The sequence below is a fragment of the Streptomyces mesophilus genome (genome assembly GCF_011044995.1).
Classification (GTDB): domain Bacteria; phylum Actinomycetota; class Actinomycetes; order Streptomycetales; family Streptomycetaceae; genus Streptomyces; species Streptomyces mesophilus.
In genome coordinates this window covers 1-22,090 of record NZ_JAAKZW010000136.1, presented here as the reverse complement: position 1 = coordinate 22,090, position 22,090 = coordinate 1, and the positions used below count along the sequence as shown (strand labels likewise).

21 protein-coding genes, 1 pseudogene and 1 riboswitch are annotated in these 22,090 nt (G+C 70.8%); of the genes and pseudogenes, 14 read left to right on the top strand and 8 right to left on the bottom strand.

Translation table 11 applies throughout. From position 1 onward, the window contains the following. Window positions 1-612: hypothetical protein (locus tag G6045_RS26540; protein ID WP_165334630.1), on the bottom strand; the 612-nt coding region annotated here is incomplete at its 3' end. A 118-nt stretch (window positions 613-730) separates the two neighbouring features. Between G6045_RS26540 and G6045_RS26535 the strand changes: the two genes are divergently transcribed. Continuing rightward, entirely contained in the window at window positions 731-1,090 is a 360-nt protein-coding gene (locus G6045_RS26535; RefSeq protein ID WP_165334625.1) for a hypothetical protein, read from the top strand. A 5-nt stretch (window positions 1,091-1,095) separates the two neighbouring features. Beyond that, the gene (locus G6045_RS26530; protein WP_165334624.1) at window positions 1,096-2,271 is read left to right on the top strand and encodes a glutathionylspermidine synthase family protein; all 1,176 of its coding nucleotides are present in this window, start codon (window positions 1,096-1,098) and stop codon (window positions 2,269-2,271) included. A 96-nt stretch (window positions 2,272-2,367) separates the two neighbouring features. On the opposite strand, the gene rocD is transcribed toward G6045_RS26530, so the two are convergent. Further along, entirely contained in the window at window positions 2,368-3,576 is a 1,209-nt protein-coding gene (gene rocD / locus G6045_RS26525) for an ornithine--oxo-acid transaminase (RefSeq protein WP_206344205.1), read from the bottom strand. A 112-nt stretch (window positions 3,577-3,688) separates the two neighbouring features. After that, window positions 3,689-3,775: riboswitch (ZMP/ZTP riboswitch) on the top strand. A 47-nt stretch (window positions 3,776-3,822) separates the two neighbouring features. On the opposite strand from rocD, the gene G6045_RS26520 reads away from it, so the two are divergent. After that, the gene (locus G6045_RS26520) at window positions 3,823-5,265 is read left to right on the top strand and encodes a glycine hydroxymethyltransferase (protein ID WP_165334622.1); all 1,443 of its coding nucleotides are present in this window, start codon (window positions 3,823-3,825) and stop codon (window positions 5,263-5,265) included. A 117-nt stretch (window positions 5,266-5,382) separates the two neighbouring features. On the opposite strand, the gene G6045_RS26515 is transcribed toward G6045_RS26520, so the two are convergent. The 3 genes from G6045_RS26515 to G6045_RS26505 form a co-directional block, all read right to left on the bottom strand. Beyond that, complete coding sequence (locus G6045_RS26515) at window positions 5,383-6,186, bottom strand: hypothetical protein (protein WP_165334621.1); 804 nt, start codon at window positions 6,184-6,186, stop codon at window positions 5,383-5,385. Window positions 6,187-6,327: 141 nt separating this feature from the next. Then, window positions 6,328-7,245 carry a hypothetical protein gene (locus tag G6045_RS26510; RefSeq protein ID WP_328707903.1) on the bottom strand — a complete coding sequence of 306 codons (918 nt, stop codon included), beginning with the start codon at window positions 7,243-7,245 and terminating at the stop codon, window positions 6,328-6,330. Beyond that, a complete protein-coding gene (locus tag G6045_RS26505) occupies window positions 7,238-7,912 on the bottom strand; it encodes an RNA polymerase sigma factor (protein WP_165334620.1) in 675 nt (224 codons plus the stop codon). The genes G6045_RS26510 and G6045_RS26505 overlap by 8 nt, the downstream gene beginning before the upstream one ends. A 78-nt stretch (window positions 7,913-7,990) precedes the next feature. Between G6045_RS26505 and trpS the strand changes: the two genes are divergently transcribed. The 3 genes from trpS (at window position 7,991) to G6045_RS26490 (ending at window position 11,036) form a co-directional block, all read left to right on the top strand. Next, window positions 7,991-9,004: a tryptophan--tRNA ligase gene (gene trpS / locus G6045_RS26500; RefSeq protein WP_165334619.1), complete on the top strand. Its 1,014-nt coding sequence runs from the start codon at window positions 7,991-7,993 to the stop codon at window positions 9,002-9,004. A gap of 135 nt (window positions 9,005-9,139) precedes the next feature. Continuing rightward, a complete protein-coding gene (locus G6045_RS26495; protein ID WP_165334618.1) occupies window positions 9,140-9,721 on the top strand; it encodes a 2'-5' RNA ligase family protein in 582 nt (193 codons plus the stop codon). A gap of 22 nt (window positions 9,722-9,743) precedes the next feature. After that, window positions 9,744-11,036, top strand: coding sequence for a hypothetical protein (locus tag G6045_RS26490; RefSeq protein ID WP_165334617.1), 1,293 nt, complete (start codon window positions 9,744-9,746; stop codon window positions 11,034-11,036). Between the two features lie 94 nt (window positions 11,037-11,130). Here the strand turns inward: G6045_RS26490 and G6045_RS26485 are convergent, their stop codons facing one another. Continuing rightward, window positions 11,131-11,886 (bottom strand): decaprenylphospho-beta-D-erythro-pentofuranosid-2-ulose 2-reductase, encoded by a 756-nt coding sequence (locus G6045_RS26485; protein WP_165334616.1) that lies wholly within the window; start codon window positions 11,884-11,886, stop codon window positions 11,131-11,133. 55 nt (window positions 11,887-11,941) lie between these two features. Further along, window positions 11,942-13,291, bottom strand: coding sequence for an FAD-binding oxidoreductase (locus tag G6045_RS26480; RefSeq protein WP_165334615.1), 1,350 nt, complete (start codon window positions 13,289-13,291; stop codon window positions 11,942-11,944). Between the two features lie 189 nt (window positions 13,292-13,480). Here G6045_RS26480 and G6045_RS26475 point away from each other — a divergent pair, with 189 nt between their 5' ends. The 4 genes and pseudogenes from G6045_RS26475 to G6045_RS26460 all read left to right on the top strand — a co-directional run bounded on the left by G6045_RS26475 (window position 13,481) and on the right by G6045_RS26460 (window position 16,368). Then, window positions 13,481-14,041, top strand: coding sequence for a phosphatase PAP2 family protein (locus tag G6045_RS26475; RefSeq protein ID WP_165334614.1), 561 nt, complete (start codon window positions 13,481-13,483; stop codon window positions 14,039-14,041). Further along, window positions 14,038-14,973 (top strand): decaprenyl-phosphate phosphoribosyltransferase, encoded by a 936-nt coding sequence (locus tag G6045_RS26470; RefSeq protein ID WP_165334613.1) that lies wholly within the window; start codon window positions 14,038-14,040, stop codon window positions 14,971-14,973. Before G6045_RS26475 ends, G6045_RS26470 begins: the two co-directional genes overlap by 4 nt. A gap of 62 nt (window positions 14,974-15,035) precedes the next feature. Beyond that, window positions 15,036-15,460: pseudogene (locus G6045_RS26465) on the top strand (GtrA family protein). Further along, window positions 15,448-16,368 carry a YihY/virulence factor BrkB family protein gene (locus tag G6045_RS26460; protein WP_165334612.1) on the top strand — a complete coding sequence of 307 codons (921 nt, stop codon included), beginning with the start codon at window positions 15,448-15,450 and terminating at the stop codon, window positions 16,366-16,368. Before G6045_RS26465 ends, G6045_RS26460 begins: the two are co-directional and overlap by 13 nt. Here G6045_RS26460 and G6045_RS26455 read toward each other — a convergent pair. Continuing rightward, window positions 16,316-17,557 (bottom strand): D-alanyl-D-alanine carboxypeptidase family protein, encoded by a 1,242-nt coding sequence (locus tag G6045_RS26455; protein ID WP_328707902.1) that lies wholly within the window; start codon window positions 17,555-17,557, stop codon window positions 16,316-16,318. The genes G6045_RS26460 and G6045_RS26455 overlap by 53 nt on opposite strands. Window positions 17,558-17,705: 148 nt before the next feature. Between G6045_RS26455 and G6045_RS41620 the strand changes: the two genes are divergently transcribed. From G6045_RS41620 to G6045_RS26440, 4 genes are all read left to right on the top strand, one after another. After that, window positions 17,706-17,948, top strand: coding sequence for an SCO4848 family membrane protein (locus tag G6045_RS41620; protein WP_233415610.1), 243 nt, complete (start codon window positions 17,706-17,708; stop codon window positions 17,946-17,948). A 36-nt stretch (window positions 17,949-17,984) separates the two neighbouring features. Then, window positions 17,985-19,292, top strand: coding sequence for a metallophosphoesterase (locus G6045_RS26450; RefSeq protein ID WP_165334610.1), 1,308 nt, complete (start codon window positions 17,985-17,987; stop codon window positions 19,290-19,292). A gap of 233 nt (window positions 19,293-19,525) precedes the next feature. Continuing rightward, window positions 19,526-19,945, top strand: a complete 420-nt coding sequence (locus G6045_RS26445; RefSeq protein ID WP_165334627.1) for an ATP-binding protein — start codon at window positions 19,526-19,528, stop codon at window positions 19,943-19,945. Window positions 19,946-20,138: 193 nt separating this feature from the next. Next, window positions 20,139-21,974: a LamG domain-containing protein gene (locus tag G6045_RS26440; protein WP_328707901.1), complete on the top strand. Its 1,836-nt coding sequence runs from the start codon at window positions 20,139-20,141 to the stop codon at window positions 21,972-21,974. Window positions 21,975-22,090: the final 116 nt, after the last annotated feature.

Below are 22,090 nucleotides of genomic sequence, written 5' to 3'. Positions count from 1 at the left end.
CAGGAACGCCCCGCCCCCGCCGATCAGCAGCGCATACGTCGCCGGATTGGTGAGCAGTTCCTCGAGGCCGACCTCGTCGATCAGCCGCACCGCCACCTGCACCACCCCGAACCCGAGCCCCGCCCCGAGTCCGAGCACCAGGGGACGGGCCTTGTCCGGCAGCCGCCCGCCCAGCGCACCCAGAAGCAGGATGGCGAGCGCGGCCCCGAGCAGCGCCCACTTCAGCGCGTCCGAACCGGACTTCGAGCCCTCCGCACCCGCCGCGAGCCCGACCATCGCAAGCCCGGCGCACACCACGCCGATCGCCGTCCACTCCGCCCTGTTGAGCCGGATGTGCAGCAGGCGCGTGGCGATGAGTGCGGTCACGGCGAGGCTGGCGGCCAGCGCCGCCCCCACCGCGTAGATCGGAATGTGCCGCAGCGCCACGATCTGCAGCAGGAAGCCGAGCCCGTCGAGCGCGAGCCCCGCCAGATACCGCCACTGCTTCAGTACGCGCATCAGCAGCCCCGGATCCACGCCGGAACCCGTGCCGGGCGCGATGGCCCGGGTGGCGACGGCCTGCAGTACGGAGGCGGTGCCGAAGCAGACCGCGGAGACGAGGGCGCAAATCATCCCAATAAGCACGAAACGACTCTAGGGGCCCCACAGGAATCAGGGGGCCTCCCAGGCGCCCCGCGGGTCTGGTTAAGCTGCCTGCCGCGTCGACTGTCGACCAGGGGGAGTGGAAGTCATGGGAACCGAGGGCAAGCCGCGGCGGATGCGGTCGAGCACGGTGATCCTCGGCGGTATGGGCGTACTGGCCACCGCGCTGTCCGCGTGCGGCAGCGACCCGGACAAGCGCTGCGTGGACCGCGACGCCTACGACTACGCCACCGGCTACAAGGTCGTCGACTCCAAGTACTGCGGCAGCTCCTCCTCGTCCAAGGGCAAGCGCAAGTCCGGTACGGGCAGCGGCGGCAAGGTCGACGGCGCCTGGTACTACGACGCGGACGTCGAGCGGGGCCGCGCCGACCACGGCACGTTCAGCCGCTCCGAAGCGGTCGACCGCGGCGGCTTCGGCTGCTCGGACTCCGGCTCCGGCGGCGGCTGACCCTCGTGGAACGCCGCACCATAGAACCCCGTCCCGGCTGGCAGCAGACCGTCGAGGAGCAGGGGCTGATCTACCCGCTCACCCGCTACCCCGACGGCTCCCTGCGCCCGTACTGGGACGAGAGCGCGTACTACGTCTTCGGCCTGCCCGAGGTCGAGGCGCTCGAAGAGGTCGTCGGGGAATTGCACGGCATGTGCCTCGAGGCCGCCGCGCACATCGTCGAGCAGGACCGGTTCGCCGACCTCGGCATCACCGATCCGCACCTGGTCGAGCGGATCCGCGAGGCCTGGCGCCGCCGCGCCGAACTCCCTTCCCTCTACGGCCGGTTCGACCTGCGCTACGACGGCACGGGCCCCGCCAAACTCCTCGAATACAACGCGGACACCCCGACCTCCCTGGTCGAGGCCGCGAGCCCGCAGTGGTTCTGGATGGAGGAGCGCTTCCCCGGCGCCGACCAGTGGAACTCCCTGCACGAACGCCTCGTCGACGCCTGGCGGGGGCAGGCGCGTCTGCTGCCGCCGGGCAGCCCCGTGCACTTCGCGCACTCCACCGCCGACGAACTCGGCGAGGACCTGATGACCGTCGCGTACCTCCAGGAGACCGCCGAACAGGCAGGCCTGAAAGCCGTCTCCATCCCGGTCGAGGACATCGGCTGGGACCGCCTGTCCGGCCGCTTCGTGGACAACCGGCTCGGCTTCATCCGCGCCTGCTTCAAGCTCTATCCGTGGGAGTGGCTGACCACGGACCGCTTCGGGGGCCACGTCCTGGACACGCTCGACAACGGCGGCGGCACCGGCAGCACCCTCTGGATCGAACCGGTCTGGAAGATGCTCCTGTCCAACAAGGCCCTGCTCGCCGTCCTCTGGGAGCTCTACCCCGGTCACCCGAACCTGCTGCCCGCCTACCTCGACGGCCCGCGCGACCTGCCCGCCTACGTGGCCAAACCGCTGCTCGGCCGCGAAGGCGCGGGCGTCACGATCCACACGGCGGACGCGCCTTCGGCCCCGCGCGACGAGCCGTGCTGCTACCAGGAGTTGGCCCCGCTGCCCGCCTTCGACGGCAACCACGTGGTGCTCGGAGCGTGGGTGGTCGAGAACGAGGCAGCGGGGCTCGGCATCCGCGAATCGTCCGGCCTGGTCACGGACGAATACGCCCGCTTCCTGCCGCACGTGATCCTCTGACCGAGTGGGCAGGACCGACCAGCCGGACTGACCAGCCGGACTGACCAGCTGGACCGACCAGCTGGACCGACTAGCGGGACTGACGAGCGGGACTGGCTACGCGAGCACGGCCCGCAGCTGGTCGAGCCCCCAGTCCAGGTCCTCCTTGCTGATCACCAGCGGCGGCGCGATCCGGATCGTCGAACCATGCGTGTCCTTGACCAGGACGCCACGGTCCATCAGCTTCTCCGAGATCTCCCGGCCCGTCCCGTACGAGGGATCGATGTCCACACCGGCCCACAGACCGCGCCCGCGCACCTCGCGCACGGCCCCGCCACCGACGAGCAGCCCCAACTCCCGGTGGAGGTGGTCGCCCAACTCCGTGGCCTTCTGCTGGTATTCACCGGTCTCCAGCATCGCGATCACCTCGAGCGCGACCGCGCACGCGAGGGGATTCCCGCCGAAGGTCGACCCGTGCTCACCCGGCCGGAACACCCCCAGCACCTCGGCCGAGGACACCACCGCCGACACCGGCACGACCCCGCCGCCGAGCGCCTTGCCGAGGATGTACATGTCCGGCACGACCTCCTCGTGCTCACACGCGAAGGTCTTCCCCGTGCGCCCGAGTCCCGACTGGATCTCGTCGGCGATGAACAGCACGTTCCGCTCGCGCGTCAGCTCCCGGACCCCCGCCAGATAGCCCGGCGGCGGCACGAGCACACCGGCCTCGCCCTGGATCGGTTCGAGCAGCACGGCCACCGTCTCGTCGGTGACCGCCCGGCCCAGCGCTTCGAGATCCCCGTACGGAACGATCTCGAAGCCCGGCGTGTACGGACCGAAGTCCGCCCGCGCCTCGGGGTCCGTGGAGAAGCTGACGATGGTCGTCGTCCGGCCGTGGAAGTTGTCGGACGCGACCACGATCCTCGCCCGGCCGTCCGGCACGCCCTTGACCTTGTACCCCCACTTGCGGGCGGTCTTCACGGCGGTCTCGACGGCCTCCGCACCCGTGTTCATCGGCAGCACCATCTCCATGCCGCACAGCGCGGCCAGGCGCGTACAGAACTCGGCGAACCGGTCGTGATGGAACGCCCGCGAGGTCAGCGTCACCCGCTCCAGCTGCGCCTTGGCCGCGTCGATCAGTCGGCGGTTGCCATGGCCGAAGTTCAGCGCCGAGTAGCCGGCCAGCATGTCCAGATAGCGCCGGCCCTCCACATCCGTCATCCACGCACCCTCGGCCGTGGCGACCACGACGGGCAGCGGATGGTAGTTGTGCGCACTGTGCGCGTCGGCGGAAGAGATCAATGCGTCCGTACGGGTTTCCGTCATCGCCACGGGGTCTCCGTTCATCGTGCTGCCGGGGCTGGGTGTTGCCCACGTTCCTATCGTCGCTCGCATGCCGGACGCAGAAACCTCGCCCGGACACCTGCCGGTAAGGTGACAGGTGGGCCGTGACTGGCGCGCTGAGATGGGATCAACCATCGGGGAGCGGCCCGTGAACTGTGTGCCGTGCGCCTGGGCCGAACCGAGTACGACGAACCTGTACGCATCGTCTTCGTCCGGAGGTCCACCACCATGACCGACCCTTCTGTCGCCTCCACCGCCTTCAACAGCGCCCTCGAAGTGATCCGCGGCGTCGAGCCCCGCGTCGCCGACGCCATCGGCCAGGAGCTCACCGACCAGCGCGAGATGCTCAAGCTGATCGCCTCCGAGAACTACGCGTCCCCGGCCACGCTGCTCGCCATGGGCAACTGGTTCAGCGACAAGTACGCCGAGGGCACCATCGGCCGCCGCTTCTACGCCGGCTGCCGCAACGTCGACACCGTCGAGTCCCTCGCCGCCGAGCACGCCCGTGAACTCTTCGGCGCCCAGCACGCCTACGCCCAGCCCCACTCCGGGATCGACGCCAACCTCGTCGCCTTCTGGTCCGTGCTCGCCGACCGCGTGGAGGCCCCCGCCCTGGAGCGCTTCGGCGCCCGCCAGGTCAACGACCTCTCCGACGCCGAATGGGCCGAACTGCGCCAGGCCTTCGGCAACCAGCGCATGCTCGGCATGTCCCTGGACGCCGGCGGCCATCTCACGCACGGCTTCCGCCCCAACATCAGCGGAAAAATGTTCGATCAGCGCTCGTACGGCACCGACCCCGCGACCGGTCTCGTCGACTACGAGGCGCTGCGCAAGACGGCCCGTGACTTCAAGCCCCTGATCATCGTGGCCGGTTACTCCGCCTACCCCCGTCTCGTGAACTTCCGCATCATGCGCGAGATCGCCGACGAGGTCGGTGCCACGCTCATGGTCGACATGGCGCACTTCGCCGGTCTCGTCGCCGGCAAGGTCCTCACCGGTGACTTCGACCCGGTGCCGCACGCGCAGATCGTCACGACCACCACGCACAAGTCGCTGCGCGGTCCGCGCGGCGGCATGGTGCTGTGCGACGACTCGCTCAAGGACCAGGTCGACCGGGGCTGCCCGATGGTCCTCGGTGGTCCCCTTCCGCATGTGATGGCGGCCAAGGCGGTCGCGCTGGCCGAGGCGCGTCAGCCTTCCTTCCGTGACTACGCGCAGCGTGTGGTCGACAACTCCCGTGCGCTGGCCGAGGGGTTGATGCGCCGTGGTGCCACGCTGGTGACGGGCGGCACCGACAACCACCTCAACCTGATCGATGTCGCCTCCTCCTACGGCCTGACCGGCCGCCAGGCGGAGAACGCCCTCCTCGACTCCGGTGTGGTCACCAACCGCAACGCCATCCCCGCCGATCCGAACGGCGCCTGGTACACCTCCGGCATCCGTATCGGCACCCCCGCTCTGACCACGCGTGGTCTGGGCGCGGCCGAGATGGACGAGATCGCGGGCCTGATCGACACCGCGCTCAAGGCCACCAGGTCGGCCACGACCAAGTCGGGCGCGCCCTCGAAGGCGAAGCACGTCCTGGACGCGAAGATCTCGGACGAGATCGCGCACCGCGCCTCGGACCTCCTGACCCCCTTCCCGCTCTACCCGGGCATCGACCTGACCTGACCCAACCCAACCCGACCCGACCCGGAACCGCCGCGCGCCCCACCCCGTCGGAGCGCGTGGCGGCCCGGAGCTCTCACCTCACCGTCGGAGCGCGTGGCGTTGCGGGGCGCCCTCACCTCACCGGTCGATCAGCTCCCCACGCCGACCTTCCTCCCGCGCGGCCGCCCGTGTCTCCCGCGCCGCCGCCCGCGCGTCCCGCAACTTCCCGGGCCACGTGGGCAGTTGCCGGGCTATCGGCCGTATCCCCAGAGCCAGGGCGGCCCCCGCGGCGATCCCGGGGAACACCCACCACCAGCCGGTACCCACCGCCGCCCCGGCAGCGGCGGGCACGTCCCGCGTGCCCGCCGCGTCGGAGGCGTCGGCACCGGCGGCCTGGTCCACCCCCGCGGTCTCGTCCGCACCGGGCTCGGGTGTGACGGGGATCGGAGCATCCCCTGCGGAGGAGGCATCGAGCAGCCCCAGCTCGGCCAGGAACGCCTTCAGTTCGCCGGGCTGCCGGGACAGGTGCCAGTCGCCCTCGGCGATGTCCATGCCGGGGGTGCCGTCGTGGTCGACCACGCTGTGGATCCAGACCTTGACGTCAGCCTTGCCGCCCTTGGGAGGTATCAGGTGAACCTGGTCCACCCGCCAGGGAGTCGTGTCATGGATCATCCAGGTCACATTGACCATCTTTCCGTCCGTGAACTCATCCATGGACGGCGCCCTTTCACCGGTGATGTTCCTGCTGACCTCGAGCAACTGCTCCAGCTGCCTGTACGCCTCGTCCGAGCCGTAGAGCCCCGTCGCCTTCGCGGCCGTCGGCGACGAGAGCAGCACACTCGTCGGCCCGCCCGCCGAAGCACCGGGCGCCCCCAGCAGTACCAGCGCGAGCCCCGCCACCAACGTGCCGAGCAGGGTCGCCAACTTCCGTACGCCACGCATCCGTTCCCCCAGAGGTCCCTGGCGCGGCCGCTCCGCGCCGATTCACTTCTGGTACACCGCCCGTGGCCCGCAGGTTCCCCTTTTCGGCGCCCAGTTCGCCGAGCCCCGAGTTCGACGTGCCTGCGTGCCGCGGCGCACAGGTCAGCGCGAGGAGGCCGCGACCTCCATCGCCCGGTCCTGCTGATCGATGCCTTCGAGCCGAAGGGTCAGGCCGGTGGCGCTGCCCGTCCTCTCCCACAGCAGGGTCGGCCCGGCCGTGCGGACGGTCGTCGAGTACGACGTGCCCCGCTCGTCGACGAGGTCGATCCGCAGCCTGTGCGGTTCGGGGAACCACATCCCCTCGCCCGCACCCCGCACCGTCACCGGTTCGTACGGCACGCGGGTCGTCTTCCAGAAGACCGGGTCGATCGTCGCCCGCAGTTGGTCGAGCCGTATCACCGCGCCGTCCGCCGAGCGCCAGCACAGCGAGATCACCCTGCGGTCCGCGGAGACGGAAGCGGCGGGCCGTCCGCTCAACTCGCTCGGCACCAAGGGCTCGAACCCCGCCTGCCGGGCAGCCTCGTCCACCGTGAGCGCCTGCGCGCAGCCCGGTACCGGCGAGGGCGGGGGAGGGGAGGCCGAGGGGTCGTGGCGCACGGCGACCCCGCCGAAGTTGAACCAGTCCGCGACGGCCGCACGCACAGGAGGGGTGAGCACCGCGACGACCAGCAGCCCGCACAGCGCCGCCGCGATCCGGGCACGCCGCAGCCGGAACCAGCCGCGCAGCCGCTCACGGCGGGTGGGCGGCTGGGCGACGGGGGTCGGCACATGCTCGGCGACCAGCTGCGCCAGGACGCGCTCGGCCATGGTCCGGCCGTCGACATCGGGCACGGCCATCCGGCTCCTCAGCAGCCGCAGTTCCTCCTCGACCCGCCGCCGCCTGGCCTCCGGATCCTCCCGCCGCCGCCTGGCCTCCGGATCCTCCCGCCGTCGCCCGGTCTGCGAGTCCTCCCGTCGTCGCCCGCCCTCCGACTCTTCCCCGCGTCGTCCGTCCTCCCGGCCCACCCGGTCCTCACTCACTCTTCTCACCTCCCTCCAGTCCGTCCGACAGTCCGTCCGACAGCCCTCCCGGCAGCCCTTCCGCCAACCCTTCCGACTCCACCGCGAACACACTGTCCGCAGGCAGCAGCCTCCCCAGTTTCTTCAGCGCACGGTTCAGCCGTGACTTCACCGTGCCGCGCGGCCAGCCCAGCGTCCCGGCCGTCTCCGCCTCGTCCATCTCCAGGAGATAGCGGCAGGTGACGACCGCGCGCTGATCACGGTTCAGCCGGCCGAGGGCGGCATGCAGCGCGCTCCGCTGCTCCTGTGCGAGCGCCGCGAAGGCCGGGTCGGCCGACTCCGGTATCAACGGCTCGGCCTCGCGCAGCGCCGCCTCCCGGCCGGCGAGGGCTCTGAGGCGGCCGGCCGAGCGCACTGTGTTCCTCGTCTCATTCACCACGATCTGGAGCAGCCAGGGCTTGAACGAGGAGTCGTCCCGGAAGCGGCCCAGGGACTGATAGGCCTTGAAGAAGGCCGCCTGCACCACGTCCTCCGCGTCCGCGCCCGCGCCGAAGGCCACCGCGGCGCGCAGCGCCACCGGTGTGTGGGCACGCACCAGCTCCGCGTACGCCTCCGCCTCGCCGGCGCGCACCCGGGCGATCACCGAGCCCTCGTCGACGACGATGCGGCCCCCCTCCCGCGTTCTCACACCTTTGATACACCGCAGGCGCGGGATCGGTTCCAGTCCGTAGCAGACCTGTTTCGCGCACCTGAGAGAATGATGGGCATGGCCACAGACCGACCCCGCGTGCTCTCCGGAATCCAGCCCACCGCAGGCTCGTTCCACCTCGGCAACTACCTGGGCGCCGTGCGCCAGTGGGTTGCGCTGCAGGAGTCCCACGACGCCTTCTACATGGTCGTCGACCTGCACGCGATCACCGTGCCGCAGGACCCGAAGGAGCTGCGCGCCAACACCCGGCTCGCCGCGGCCCAGCTGCTCGCGGCCGGTCTGGACCCCGAGCGCTGCACCCTGTTCGTGCAGAGCCATGTGCCCGAGCACGCGCAGCTCGGCTGGGTCATGAACTGCCTCACCGGATTCGGCGAGGCCTCCCGTATGACCCAGTTCAAGGACAAGTCGGCGAAGCAGGGCTCCGACCGCGCCACGGTCGGCCTCTTCACGTATCCGATCCTTCAGGTCGCGGACATCCTCCTCTACCAGGCCAACGAGGTGCCGGTCGGCGAGGACCAGCGCCAGCACATCGAGCTGACCCGCGACCTGGCCGAGCGTTTCAACGGCCGCTACGGGCAGACGTTCACGGTGCCGAAGCCGCACATCATCAAGGAGACGGCGAAGATCTTCGATCTTCAGGACCCGACGGCCAAGATGAGCAAGTCCACGGCCAACCCCAAGGGCCTGGTCAATCTGCTCGACGAACCGAAGGTGACCGTCAAGAAGGTCAAGAGCGCGGTCACCGACACGGACACCGAGATCCGCTTCGACGCCGAGGCCAAGCCCGGTGTCAGCAACCTGCTCACCATCTACTCCACCCTCACCGGTACTGGTATCCCGGAACTTGAGCAGAAGTACGCCGGCAAGGGCTACGGTGCGCTGAAGACGGATCTGGCCGAGGTCATGGCCGAGTTCGTGACCCCGTTCCGTACCCGTACGCAGGAGTATCTGGACGACCCGGAGACCCTGGACTCGATCCTCGCCAAGGGCGCGGAGAAGGCCCGTGCGGTCGCCGCGGAGACCCTCGCCACCACGTACGAGCGGATCGGGTTCCTGCCCGCCAAGCACTGACCCACCGCCGCGACACCGCCCTGGCCAGGGACGGACCAAGGACCCTGGCCAGAAGGCCGGTGCGCGCGACACACTGGCAAGCTCCTGCAGCATCCATCACTGCAGGGCGATGAAGGACCGGAGAAGGAGCACGACGTGGGGACCGTAACGCTCGGCGTTTCGATCGCGGTCCCGGAGCCCCATGGCAGCCTGCTCCAGGAGCGGCGCGCGGGCTTCGGCGACCCCGCGGCGCACGGTATCCCCACGCATGTCACGCTGCTGCCGCCCACCGAGGTGGCCGCCGAGGCGCTGCCCGCGATCGAGGCGCATCTGGCCGAGGTCGCGTCCGGCGGGCGGCCCTTCCCGATGCGGCTTTGCGGCACCGGAACGTTCCGCCCCCTGTCGCCCGTCGTCTTCGTCAAGGTCGTCGAGGGCGCCGAGGCCTGCACCTGGCTGCAGAAGCAGGTCCGCGACGCCTCGGGCCCGGTCGCACGCGAGCTGCAGTTCCCGTACCACCCGCATGTGACCGTCGCGCACGGCATCGCGGAGGAGGCGATGGACCGCGCCTTCGAGGAGCTTTCCTCGTACGAGGCCGCGTGGTCCTGCACCGGATTCGCGCTGTACGAGCAGGGCGAGGACGGGGTCTGGCGCAAGCTGCGCGAGTTCCCCTTCGCCGGCCCCTCCGTTCCTCCGCAGGCAGGGGCGCCCGCGGACAGGGATACGCTGCCTGCCCGCTGAGGGCGTGCACCACGGGGGGATCATGGGCCGCCGGATACGGATGTCGGGGGCACTGAGGGCCGGGACACCGACGGCCGGGACACCGATGGCGGCGGCCGTGCTGGCCGGACTTCTCACCGTCATCACCGTCACGGCCTGCAGCTCGGGCGCGGACGACGCCAGGTCACCGGCCAAGACGCCGAGCGCCTCCGAGTCCTCCGGGAAGACCGCCCTCACCTGGGACTTCGAGCACATCGTCACCGACTTCAGCGGTGAGATCTCCGATGTCGCCGCACTCGCCGAGAACGACATCTGGGCCGTCGCCACCGACCAGAGGACGCTGGACGACCCCGTCCATCTGCTGCACTTCGACGGCAAAGAGTGGAAGCGCGAGCCCGTGCCCGAGGCACTCGGGGAGTCCTCCAGCCCGCCGAAGCTGGAGGAGATCGGCGACGCCCGCATCTGGCTGCGCCCCCAGGGCCCGCCGCCCTCGCACATCCCGCCGGGCCAGGAACCCCCGCACGCGGGGGAGGGCTGGGCCGCCTGGGACGGCACGAGCTGGACCGAGGTCGCGGTGCCGCCGCCGGTCGGTGTCGACTCACTGGAGGCCGCCGCCACGGACGACATCTGGGCCCTGTCGGGCGAGGAGAGCGCCCTGCACTGGGACGGCACCCGCTGGAACACCTACCGGCTGCCGTACACCGCGGCCGATCTCACGATCGCCGGTCCCGACGACGTCTGGGCGGTCGGCCGCCGCGCCACCGGCCCCGGCACCGAACTCGACTACGGCACCTACGGGCAGCCCGCCGCGATGCACTGGGACGGCACGTCCTGGAAGGCCGTCGAGACACCCGTGGTCCGCTTCGACGAGCCCCTCCCGCCGGAAGCGAGCGCGAGTCTCGGCCAGGTGTTCGCCATGGACGACGGCGAGGTCCGCGCGTACGGAACGAACACCTACAACCACGGCGAGGTGGAGAACGAGCCCGCCGAGGGGTACATCCGCTGGCGCCGGGACGGCACCAAGTGGGTGGACCAGCGGCCCGCTCCCGGGCAGTGCGAGCTGCGCACCCCGCTGGAACAGGACGACAAGGGCCTGTTCCTGGACGGGAACTGGTATCTGACCGAAGCGGGCGACTGCGTCAAGATCAAGCGCCATCGCCTGCCCGTGGACACCGGCGCCCGCAAGAACTCGAACCAGTCCCTGTGGCTGGAGGAGATCCACCGCGTCCCCGGTACGGACGAGTGGCTGGGCGCGGGACACGTCCAGGTCAACCAGTCCGGCGACCCGTTCGGCGCACCCGTCGTCGTACGCCTGACGCGCGGCGGGCAGCAGTAAGGGCCGGGCCCCGTGGGGACCCGGCCCAACTCCCGTATCAGACAGGCGGCTTCCGGCCAGTCAGATGCCTTCCGGTCAGACGGGCAGCTTCCGGTCAGACAGGCAGCTTCCGGAACACCGGCCGCGGCACGTGCCGCAGCGCCGACATCACCAGGCGCAGCGCCCCGGGCACCCATACCGTCTCCGCGCGCCGTCGCAGCCCCGCCTCGATCGCCTCGGCCACCGCCTCCGGCGTCGTGGCCAGCGGTGCCTCCTTCATGCCCGCCGTCATCTTCGAGCGGACGAAGCCGGGCCGTACGACCATGACGTGCACCCCGCTGCCGTGCAGCGCGTCCCCGAGGCCCTGGGCGAAGGCGTCGAGCCCGGCCTTGGAGGACCCGTAGATGAAGTTGGCCCGCCGCGCGCGCTCGCCGGCCACCGAGGACAGCACGACCAAGGAGCCGTGGCCCTGGCGCTTGAGGGCGTTCGCGCAGACGAGGCCCGATGAGACCGCGCCCGTGTAGTTGGTCTGCGCGACCCGGACCGCCGACAGCGGCTCGTCCTCGTCGCGCTCCTGGTCGCCGAGCACACCGAACGCGAGCAGCACCATGTCGATGTCGCCCTCGGTGAAGACCTTCCCGAGCGTCTCCTCGTGCGACTCGGAGTCCAGGGCGTCGAAGGCGACGGTACGGGCGTCGGCGCCCAGGTCCCGCAGCTGCTCGGCCGCCGCCTCCAGGGCGGGCGAGGGCCGGCCGGCCAGCCACACCGTGCGGGTGCGGCGCGCGACCAGGCGGCGTGCGGTGGCCAGCGCGATCTCGGAGGTGCCGCCCAGGATCAGCAGGGACTGGGGGGTGCCGAACGCGTCCTTCATCGAAACTCCAGGGGTACGGGGGTGACGCAGGGCAAAGGGAACAGCGGCCGGAACGTCACAGCGACAGCCGCCGGGACAGATCCGACGTGAACACCCCACGCGGATCGAGCTCTTCGCGCAGCGCACGGAACTGGCCGAGCCGCGGATACATCGCGCCGAGCAGCTCGGGCCGCAGCCGTGAGTCCTTCGCGAGGTAGATCCGTCCGTCGGCCGCCGCGACCTCCTCGTCGAGCTCGTCGAGGAAGGAGCCGAGGCCGGGCATGGTGGCCGGGATGTCCAGGGCGAGCGTCCAGCCGGGCATCGGGAAGGACAGCCAGCCGGGATCGCCGTCGCCGAAGCGCTTGAGCACGGCGAGGAACGACGGGCAGCCGCGCTGCGAGATCCGGCCGACGATCCGGCGCAGCGCCTCCTCCTTGCCGTATCCGAGGACGAATTGGTACTGCACGAAGCCGCTGCGGCCGTAGATCCGGTTCCAGTGCGGTACGCCGTCCAGCGGGTGGAAGAACGTGGAGATCTTCTGCAGTTCACCGCGCCGGGCGCGGGGCGCCTTGCGGTACCAGAGCTCGTTGAACAGCCCCACGGTCGCCTTGCCGAGCAGCCCTTCGGGCACGAACGCGGGCGCGGCGGGCAGCTGCCCCGGCCGGAACGTCAGCGGCGCGCGACGGGCCCGTACGGGCAGCGCGTCCAGCGGCGCGTGGTCGCCGCGGGTGAGCACCGAGCGGCCCATCGCGGCGCCGCGCGCGAGCAGGTCGATCCAGGCGACCGAGTAGCGGTAGCGGTGGTCGGTCGCGGTCAGGCGCGCCATCAAGTCGTCGAGGTCGGTGGCGCGTTCGGTGTCCACGGACATCAACGAGGTCTGTACGGGGAGCAGTTCGACGGTCGCGGAGAGGATCACCCCGGTCAGGCCCATGCCCCCGGCGGTGGCGTCGAAGAGCGGCTCGCCGCGCTTGACGGTATGCACTGTGCCGTCGGCCGTGAGCAGATCGAGCGCGGCGACATGGCGGGAGAACGAGCCCGAGACGTGGTGGTTCTTGCCGTGGATGTCGGCGCCGATCGCGCCGCCCACCGTCACGTACCGCGTCCCGGGCGTCACCGGCACGAACCAGCCGAGCGGCAGCAGCACTTCCATCAGGCGGTGCAGGCTCACGCCGGCGTCGCACACCACCACGCCCGCTTCGGCGTCGATCGCGCGGATCCGGTCGAGGGAGGTCATGTCGAGCACCGAACCGCCTGCGTTCTGCGCCGCGTCGCCGTACGCCCGGCCGAGCCCTCGTGCGATGCCCCCGCGAGCGCCGCACGCACGGACGGCGTCCGCCACCTCCTCGTAGGAGCGGGGGCGGACCAGGCGGGCGGTGGTCGGGGCGGTGCGGCCCCAACCCGTGACGGAGACGGTGTCGGCAGACATGGCCTCGACGCTATCGCCCGGTGCGGCCTGGTTTGCCAAACCTGTCGCACCCCTCACCGAAACGGGTGATTCAGGGGGTGTCGCCCAACATTGCCGTAATTACTGGCTCGTTGGCATGAAGAGTCGATTGCGGCATACGGCCGCTCGGGTGGATCGGCGGCCGGAAACCCTCAGCGACGAAGAGGCCCCATGCACGAGTACGACCAGCGGCTCCTAGCAGCCCTGCGCGGCACCGGAGAGCACCCGCACATCGCGGCCGCCGCCCGCACCCTGTCCTTCGCGGGTGAGCACGGCGCGCTGTGGCTGGCCGCCGGCCTCGCGGGCGCCGCGCTCGACAAGGAGCGGCGCGGCGCCTGGCTGCGCGGCACCGCTCTGACCGCGGGCGCGCACCTGGCCAGCATGGGTATCAAGCGCCTGGTGCGCAGGCCGCGTCCGGATGCCGAGCCCCTGGTGCGCACCGCGGGCCGGCACTCCTTCCCCAGCTCGCACGCCACCTCGGCCGCCGCCGCGGCCGTCGCCTACGGCGCACTGCGCCCGGCAGGCGCCCGGCTCGTACCGCCGCTGGCCGCCGCGATGTGCGTCTCGCGGATGGTCGTCGGCGTGCACTACCCGAGCGATGTGGCCGCCGGCGCCGCACTCGGCGCGCTCACCGCGCGCCTCGGCACGTCGTGGATGCAAGGCGCCGGCGCGGCCGTACGTACGCAAGGCGCCGGCGCGGCCGCCGCCCTCACGCAAGGAGCCGGCCAGTGACCCTCCTGGAACAGCAGCAGCGCTCAGCACCCCCGCGCCGCCCCGGCCCCATCAGCCTGCCGCTCGGCCTCCTCAAGACCGCCCGGCCCCGCCAGTGGGTCAAGAACGTCCTGGTCGTCGCGGCCCCCGCCGCCGCGGGTGAGCTCTTCACCCGCCAGACGGCCGTCCAACTGGTCCTGGTCTTCTGCCTGTTCACCGCCGCCGCGTCCGCCGTCTACCTGATCAACGACGCCCGCGACGCCGAGGCCGACCGCGCCCACCCCGACAAGTGCCGCCGCCCGGTGGCCGCCGGACAGGTCCCGGTCCCGGTCGCGTACGCGGTCGGCGGGCTCCTCGCGGTCCTCGCGCCCGCCGCCGCGGCCTTCTTGTGCACCCCGATGACCTCGGCGCTGCTCACCGGCTACGTCGGCATGCAACTCGCGTACTGCATCAGCCTGAAGCACGTCCTCGTGGTCGACCTCGTCGTCGTCACCACGGGCTTCCTGATGCGCGCGATGATCGGCGGTGTCGCGCTCGACATCCCGCTCTCGCGCTGGTTCCTGATCACCACGGGCTTCGGCGCGCTGTTCATGGTCTCGGCCAAGCGCTACTCGGAGTCCGTGCGGATGGCGGACGCCGACGGCGAACTGGGCGCCACCCGCGCCCTGCTGACCGAGTACACCACCGGCTATCTGCGCTTCGTCTGGCAGCTCGCGGCCGGCGTCGCCGTCCTCGCGTACTGCCTGTGGGCCATGGAGGAAGGCGGCACCGGGCTGCTGCCCTGGCGTCAGCTGTCGATGGTCGCGTTCATCCTCGCCATCCTGCGCTACGCCGTGTTCGCAGACCGCGGCACCGCCGGCGCCCCCGAGGACGTGGTCCTGCGCGACAAGCCCCTCGCGCTCATCGCGCTGGTCTGGGTGGGGATGTACGGGCTCGCGGTGGCCGACCTGTGAGCACCTCGGCGCCACCCCGGCCGCGCACCAAAGGGCCGGAACTGCGCACCCGGCTGCGCGCCATGGGCCCCGAACTGCTCGGCTTCGCCGCCGCCGGGATCTGCGCGTACGCCGCCGACCTCGGCCTGTTCATCTGGCTGCGCGGACCGATGGGCTGGGACCCGCTGACCGCCAAGGCGCTCTCGTTCGTGGCCGGTTGCTCGGTGGCGTACGCGGGCAATGCGCTCGGCACGTACCGCCGCCGCACCCCCGGTGTCTCCCGGCTGCGGCAGTACACGATCTTCTTCGCGGTCAACATCGCGGGCGCCCTGGTCCAGCTGCTCTGCCTGGCGGTCTCCCACTACGGGCTCGGCCTCACGTCCCAGCGCGCCGACACCGTTTCCGGAGCGGGTGTGGGCATGGCCCTGGCGACTGTCCTGCGCTTTTGGGGTACCCGCACCCTGGTGTTCCGTACGCAGAAGGTGGCCTGAGGACATGGACTGGCTGAAGAAACTGCCCGTCGTCGGACCGCTCGTGGAGCGCCTGATGACGACCCACGCCTACCGCTCGTACGAGACGCTCGACCGGGCGCACTGGGCGCGGCTCGCGGGCGCGATGACCTTCAACAGCTTCCTCGCGCTGTTCCCGCTGCTCACCCTCCTCGCCGCGGTCGCCGCCGCGACCCTCTCCACGGAGCAGCAGCAGGAGTTCCAGGACAAGATCAGCGATCAGATCCCCGGGATCTCCGAACAGTTGGACATCGGCGAGCTGGTCTCCAACGCGGGCACGGTCGGTGTGATCGCGGGCGTCCTGCTCCTGGTCACCGGCGTGAGCTGGGTCGGCTCGATAAGGGACTGTCTGCGCGCGGTCTGGGGCAAGGAGGACGAGGACGTCAACCCCGTCATGGCCAAGCTCAAGGACGCCGGCATCCTGGCCGGCCTCGGTCTGACCGGTCTGCTCTCGCTCGCCGCCTCCGCCGTCGGCTCCACCGCCGCGGTCTGGCTGACGCGGGCGGTGGGCCTGGAGGACCAGAGCTGGATCGGCTGGCTGCTGCTTGTGGTGGTGTTCGGGTTCGCGGTGCTCGCGGACTTCCTGATCCTGCTGTACGTCCTGACGCTGCTGCCCGGGGTGCAGCCGCCCCGGCGCCGGCTCTTCGTCGCCGCGCTGATCGGAGCGATCGGCTTCGAGCTGCTCAAGCTGCTGATCGGCGGCTATATGAAGGGCGTGGCCGCCAAGTCCATGTACGGGGCCTTCGGCGTCCCGGTCGCGCTGCTCCTGTGGATCAACTTCACCGCGAAGCTGCTCCTGCTCTGCGCCGCGTGGACCGCGACGCAGAGCAAGAAGGCACCCGAGTCGACGCCGCTCAGCGGCGGGGAAGCCGCCGCACCAGGTCAGGCAGCGGCCAGCGGCGGTTGACCACGAACACACCCGCACCGATCAGCGCGAGCACACCGCCGGTGACGGCGAGCGCGATCCCGACGCCGCTGGAGCCCTCATCGGCGGCGGCGGTCCCGGTGCTCGACAGCGAGCCCTCCGCCTTGCCCTTCTCGGGGGCCGCGGCACCCTTGTTGCCGGAGCCCTCCGCGCTGCGCGGCCGGACCAGTTCACCGACCGGGGTCACCTTGTCCGCGGCCTTGAAGCCCCAGTCGAAGAGCCGGGCGGTCTCCTGGTAGACGGCGTTCTGCTCGTCGGAGTCGGGGTTCATCACCGTCACGAGCAGCACCTTGTCGCCGCGCTCCGCGACACCGGTGAAGGTGGCGCCGGCGTGCGTGGTGTTGCCGTTCTTGACGCCCGCGATGCCCTTGTACGGGTTGAGGCCGTAGTCGCCGGTCATCAGGCGGTTGGTGTTCTGGATCTCGAAGCTCTCGCGCTTCTTGCCCTTGCGCTCGCCGGGGAAGTCCGCGGTCGCCGTCGCCGCGTACTCGCGGAAGTCGGCCTTCTGCAGCCCGGAGCGGGCGAACAGCGTCAGGTCGTACGCGGAGGACACCTGGCCCTCGGCGTCGTAACCGTCCGGGCTGACCACGTTCGTGTCGAGGGCCTGCAGTTCCTCGGCGTGGGTCTGCATGTCGGCGACGGCCTTGTCGACGCCGCCGTACATCGACGACAGGACATGCACCGCGTCATTGCCCGACCTGAGGAACACCCCGAGCCACAGGTCGTGCACCGAGTAGGTGTGGTCCTCCTTGACGCCGACCAGGCTGGAGCCCGCGCCGACGTCCGCGAGGTCGGCGTCCTTGACCTTGTAGACCTGGTCCTTGGGGAGCTTCGGCAGCACCGTGTCCGCGAAGAGCATCTTCAGCGTGGACGCGGGCGGCAGCCGCCAGTGCGGGTTGTGCGAGGCGAGGACCTGGCCGGATTCGGCGTCCGCGACGATCCACGAACGCCCCGTCAGATCCTTGGGCAGCACCGGTGCGCCGGGACCGAGATTGACCTGGGTGCCCGCCTTGCCGAGCTGGGCGCCGCCGACCGTGGACATGTCGGCGGGCGGCTTGGCCTTGTCGTCCTTCTTGCCGGGCTTGTCGTCCGCGACGGCCGGTGAGAGAGCAGACATGGTCATCAAGCTGGCGCATACGACCGTTAGTACGGTCTTCTTCATGGCAGGCACGGTCGTGAACGTACAGGGCGTAGCTGTACGAGCGCGTACCGAGGCCCCCTGTGTCTGGCCGGTATCACTCGGACCACCCCTCCCCGAGCACTTCGTGTGGGGGATACCCCGTGACCGGTCCCGAACGGAGGACGGCGATACTGGGCGTATGAAGCTCAGCCGCCCGGTCTCCTGGTTCCTGCTCGCCTTCGGGGTGTGGTCGTGGATCATCTGGGTCACTTTCGTCAAGAACCTGGTCAAGGACGGAAGCGGTCTCGCGTTCGACGACGCGGGTGACCCGACCGGATACTTCTGGGTCCATCTGCTGCTCGCCGTGGTGTCCTTTGCCTTGGGGACGGTCGTAGGGGTCATCGGGTTCCGTGGTGTGCGCGCATTGCGCCGCACGTCATAGCGGCGCGCAGCGGGGAATCGACAGGGAGCAGCAGCGGTGATCGTCCTCTTCGTGCTGGCGGGTCTCGCCGCCTTTTCCGCCCTCCTCGGGCTGCACTACTACCTGTGGCGCCGCTTGGTGCGCGACACGACCACGGCCGGATCCACGGCCCGCAAGGCGGGGACGGCGGCGCTCGTCACGGCGCTGGTCCTGATGGTCGCGGCGTTCGCGGGAGCGCGGGCGGGGCTCCCGTTCGGGGTGCAGCAGGTGTTCGCCTGGCCCGGGTATCTGTGGATGGCGCTGTTCCTCTATCTGACGCTGTCGCTTCTGGTGGGCGAGGCGGTCCGGCCGCTGCTTCTGCGGTGGCTGCGGAAGCGGGATGCGGCGGTTGAGCCCGTGCCGGTGCCCGAGGTGGAGACCTCGGTCGTACGGGAAGCAGTGGGTGTCGGGGGAGAGGGCGGCGGTTCGGGCAGTGGCGGTGAGGCGGCAGCTCCGGTCGCGGACCGTGCGCCCGAGCTGGAGAAGCCGGCGCTCGCGGCCCCTTCCCGCCGTCTCTTCGTCTCCCGCATCATCGGCGGAGCCGCGGCGACCGCCGCGGTGGCGACCGTCGGGTACGGGACGTACGGCGTGCTGCGCGGGCCCAAGCTCAAGCACCTCACCGTGCCGCTGGCCAGGCTGCCGCGCGGCGCGCACGGCTTCCGTATCGCCGTCGTCAGCGACATCCACCTCGGGCCGGTGCTCGGCCGCGCCCACACCCAGCGCATCGTCGACACCATCAACTCCACGCAGGCCGATCTGGTCGCCGTCGTGGGCGATCTCGTCGACGGCAGCGTGGAGGATCTCGGCCCGGCCGCGGAGCCGCTTGCCCAACTGCGCTCGCGCCACGGCTCGTTCTTCGTCACCGGCAATCACGAGTACTTCTCCGGCGCGCAGCAGTGGGTCGACCACGTACGCGAACTCGGTCTGCACCCGCTGGAGAACGCCCGCGTCGAGATCGACGGCTTCGATCTCGCGGGCGTCAACGACGTGGCCGGCGAGAGCGAGGGCCAGGGCCCGGACTTCCTGAAGGCGCTCGGCGACCGCGACCGCTCGCGGGCCTCGGTGCTGCTCGCGCATCAGCCGGTGGTCATCCATGACGCCGTCGAACACGGCGTCGACCTCCAGCTTTCCGGCCATACGCACGGTGGCCAGATGTGGCCCGGCAACCTGATCGCCGATCTCGCCAACCCCACGCTCGCCGGTCTGGAGAGCTACGGCGACACGCAGTTGTACGTCACGCGCGGTGCCGGGGCCTGGGGGCCGCCGGTGCGGGTGGGGGCGCCGTCGGACATCACGGTGGTCACGCTGGCCTCGAAGCGGGCCTGAACGCGCGGGCGGTTTTCGGCCAGGAAGCCGGGCGTCGTTGCGCGTCACTTGGCCGGAACCATACGAGTTGAACGGGTGACTTGGGCCGCTCGTCCCGCTCTGCCCGTGTCCGCTGGCATAGGCCTGATGGCCAAAAGGGGCCGTCACCACGGCTGACCAGTGACAACTCCACCCCGCACAGCGCAGCATCTTGTGCGGATCCCGTGCGTGCAGGGTGGCCGGAGGTGGAGGAAGTGTTACGGCGCCATGCGTTCCGGTTGCCCCGGCACCCGGCGTCCGTGGGCCTCGCCCGGCTCCGGGTCCGCGACCATCTGGCCGCCTGGGGGCACAGCGGCGAGGACGGCGCGGTGGCCGACACGATCCTGCTCGTCTCGGAACTCGCCACCAACGTGGTGCGCCACGGCCCGGTCCTCGAGCGCGAGTTCGAGGTCGCGGTGACGGTCCTCGCCGACGGCTCCTGCCTGATCGAGGTCTCGGACGAGTCCCCCGCAGAACCGGTCCTGCGCACCCAGGACGGCCCGTTCGCGGAACACGGCCGCGGAATACGCCTGGTGGACTCGGTGGCGGAGACCTGGGGCGTGTGGCAGCGGGGGCGGTACGGGAAGACGGTGTGGGCGCTGGTGGCCACGGCGGTGAGGCCTGAGGAGACGTGACGGCCCTTCGCGCATCGCTCCCACCGGGAGCGGGGCGGGACGCATTTCCGTTGACTGGCCGGTCGGGCGTGGCGTTAACTCTTGCCACTTGTGAGCGTTCAACAACTCTGGGGTGGGGACTGTGGAGTTCAACCTGGGGCATCGTCATGCCCGCGTACAGCGAAGAAGTGGGTCCTGGCGAAGGGCTTCGGCCGTGGCGGGCGTCGCGTGCGCGGCCTTGCTGTCGACCGCACTGATCCAGTCTCCGGCAGCGCTGGCGGCGACTCAGATGGACAAGCGCGCCGACAGTTCGGTTGCCGCTGCGGAGCCTCCACGGATCGAGCTGGGCAGCCCTTATACGCCATGCCTGGCCAACGACTGTGTGGCCAGGGGTGGTCCGGGACAGAAGGCCACCTTCACCTTCAGTCCGGGCACCGCGGACGCCGATGTCGTCGGCTACTCGTACAAGGTGTCGGGCCAGGACGCCTGGTCCAGGGCGGACGGCCGGACGGCCACGGTGGACTTCGTCCCGCCCACCGGCGGGAGCTACACCGTGTGGGTGAGCTCCGTCGATTCCCGGGGCGTCCGGGGTGTGGAGGGCAGCCTGCACTTTCAGGTTGCTGCCGGTGAAGGCCCCGTCGGGCGGTGGCACTTCGGTGAGGGCAGTGGTGTGGCGGTGGATGCCGCAGGGGCCGACGGCCAGGATGACGCCACCCTGCACGGCGGTGCCGTACGCGATGACCGGGGCCGCCGCGGGCTGATCACGCGCGACGCCACCGGAGGGTCGCTCGAGGAGCCGGTGACCGACAAGGGGCTTTCCCTGGACGGGACTTCGGGCTTCGCGCAGACGGATGGCCCGGTGCTGAGCACGCGGTCTTCGTACACGGTGGCCGCATGGGTGCGCGTCGATCCGGAGGCCGACGGCACGGTGACGGCACTCAGCCAGAGCGCGACCGGGAGCCGGTCCGCCGAGAAGTCCGGCCCGTTCTCGCTGTCGTACGACGCGGCGGGCGACGGCCGTTGGAGCATGCGGGTGGTCTCGGACGATCGCGCCACCCACGAGGTGACGTCCCCCCGGCCGTCACCTCGCGGTGTCTGGACCCATGTGGCCGGTGTGCACGACGCGTCGACCCAGCAGGTGAGCCTGTACGTGAACGGTGTGCTGTCGGGCACGACCGCCGTCGGAGCCGGCTGGGACGCCAACGGTCCGCTGCAGTTCGGGCGCGCCCTGCATGCCGGCGAGTACACGGACTATCTGCGGGGCTCGATCGACGAGCCCGTCGTGTGGGGGCGCGCTCTGACGACGGCGGAGGTCCGGAACGAGGCCCGCACCATGGTCAACGCGACCTATGCGGCCGTGGAGCTGGTGGCGGACTTCTCCGCTGCCCGGGCGAACGGCACGTCGATCGAGGACACCACCTCCGGGTACGGCAAGTCCCTCTCCCTGGAGGGCGGAGCCTCGGTCGGCGAGGGCCGGATCGTCCTGGACGGCGTGGACGATGCCGCGACGGCCGCCGGGCCGCTGGTGGACGACACCGGTTCCTTCACCGTGACCACGCGGGTGGAGCTCGACGAGCAGGCACTGCTGACCAAGGACGTCGGCTTCATCGGACAGATCTTGGGGCAGCGCTCCGCGGACGGTTCGGCATGGGGGCTGTGGTTCGAGTACGTCGGCAAGGAGACGGTCCTGGACGAGGAGACGATGGAGGAGATCCAGGTGCCTGTCGGCCTGTGGCGCTTCGGCCGTCTCAACACGGACGGCACGTTCTCCTCGGTGACATCCGAGCAGGTCGTACGCCTGGACGGCGCGGCACGCCTGACGGGTGTGCACGACTCCGTCGACGCAACGATCGGCCTCTACGTCGGCTCCGCCGAGCAGTACGCCCCCAAGGCGTTCGCGGCCGAGGCCGGCAGCGGTGACTTCGCCGTCGGCAAGGCATTCGCCGGGGGCGAGTGGAAGCACTTCCTGCCCGCGAGGATCACCGAGATGCGGCTGTGGTCCGGTGCGATGGCGAGCCCGGATCAGATCAGCAATCTGGTCGGCGACTGACTCCAGGAGCGGTGGGCGGCAGGATCTGCCGCCCACCGCTCGGGCGGGTGCAGATGTGCCGTCCGAGGGCGCCGGAATCCCCGCCTGTCATGCCCCCTCCGTGCACTGCCCCGAGG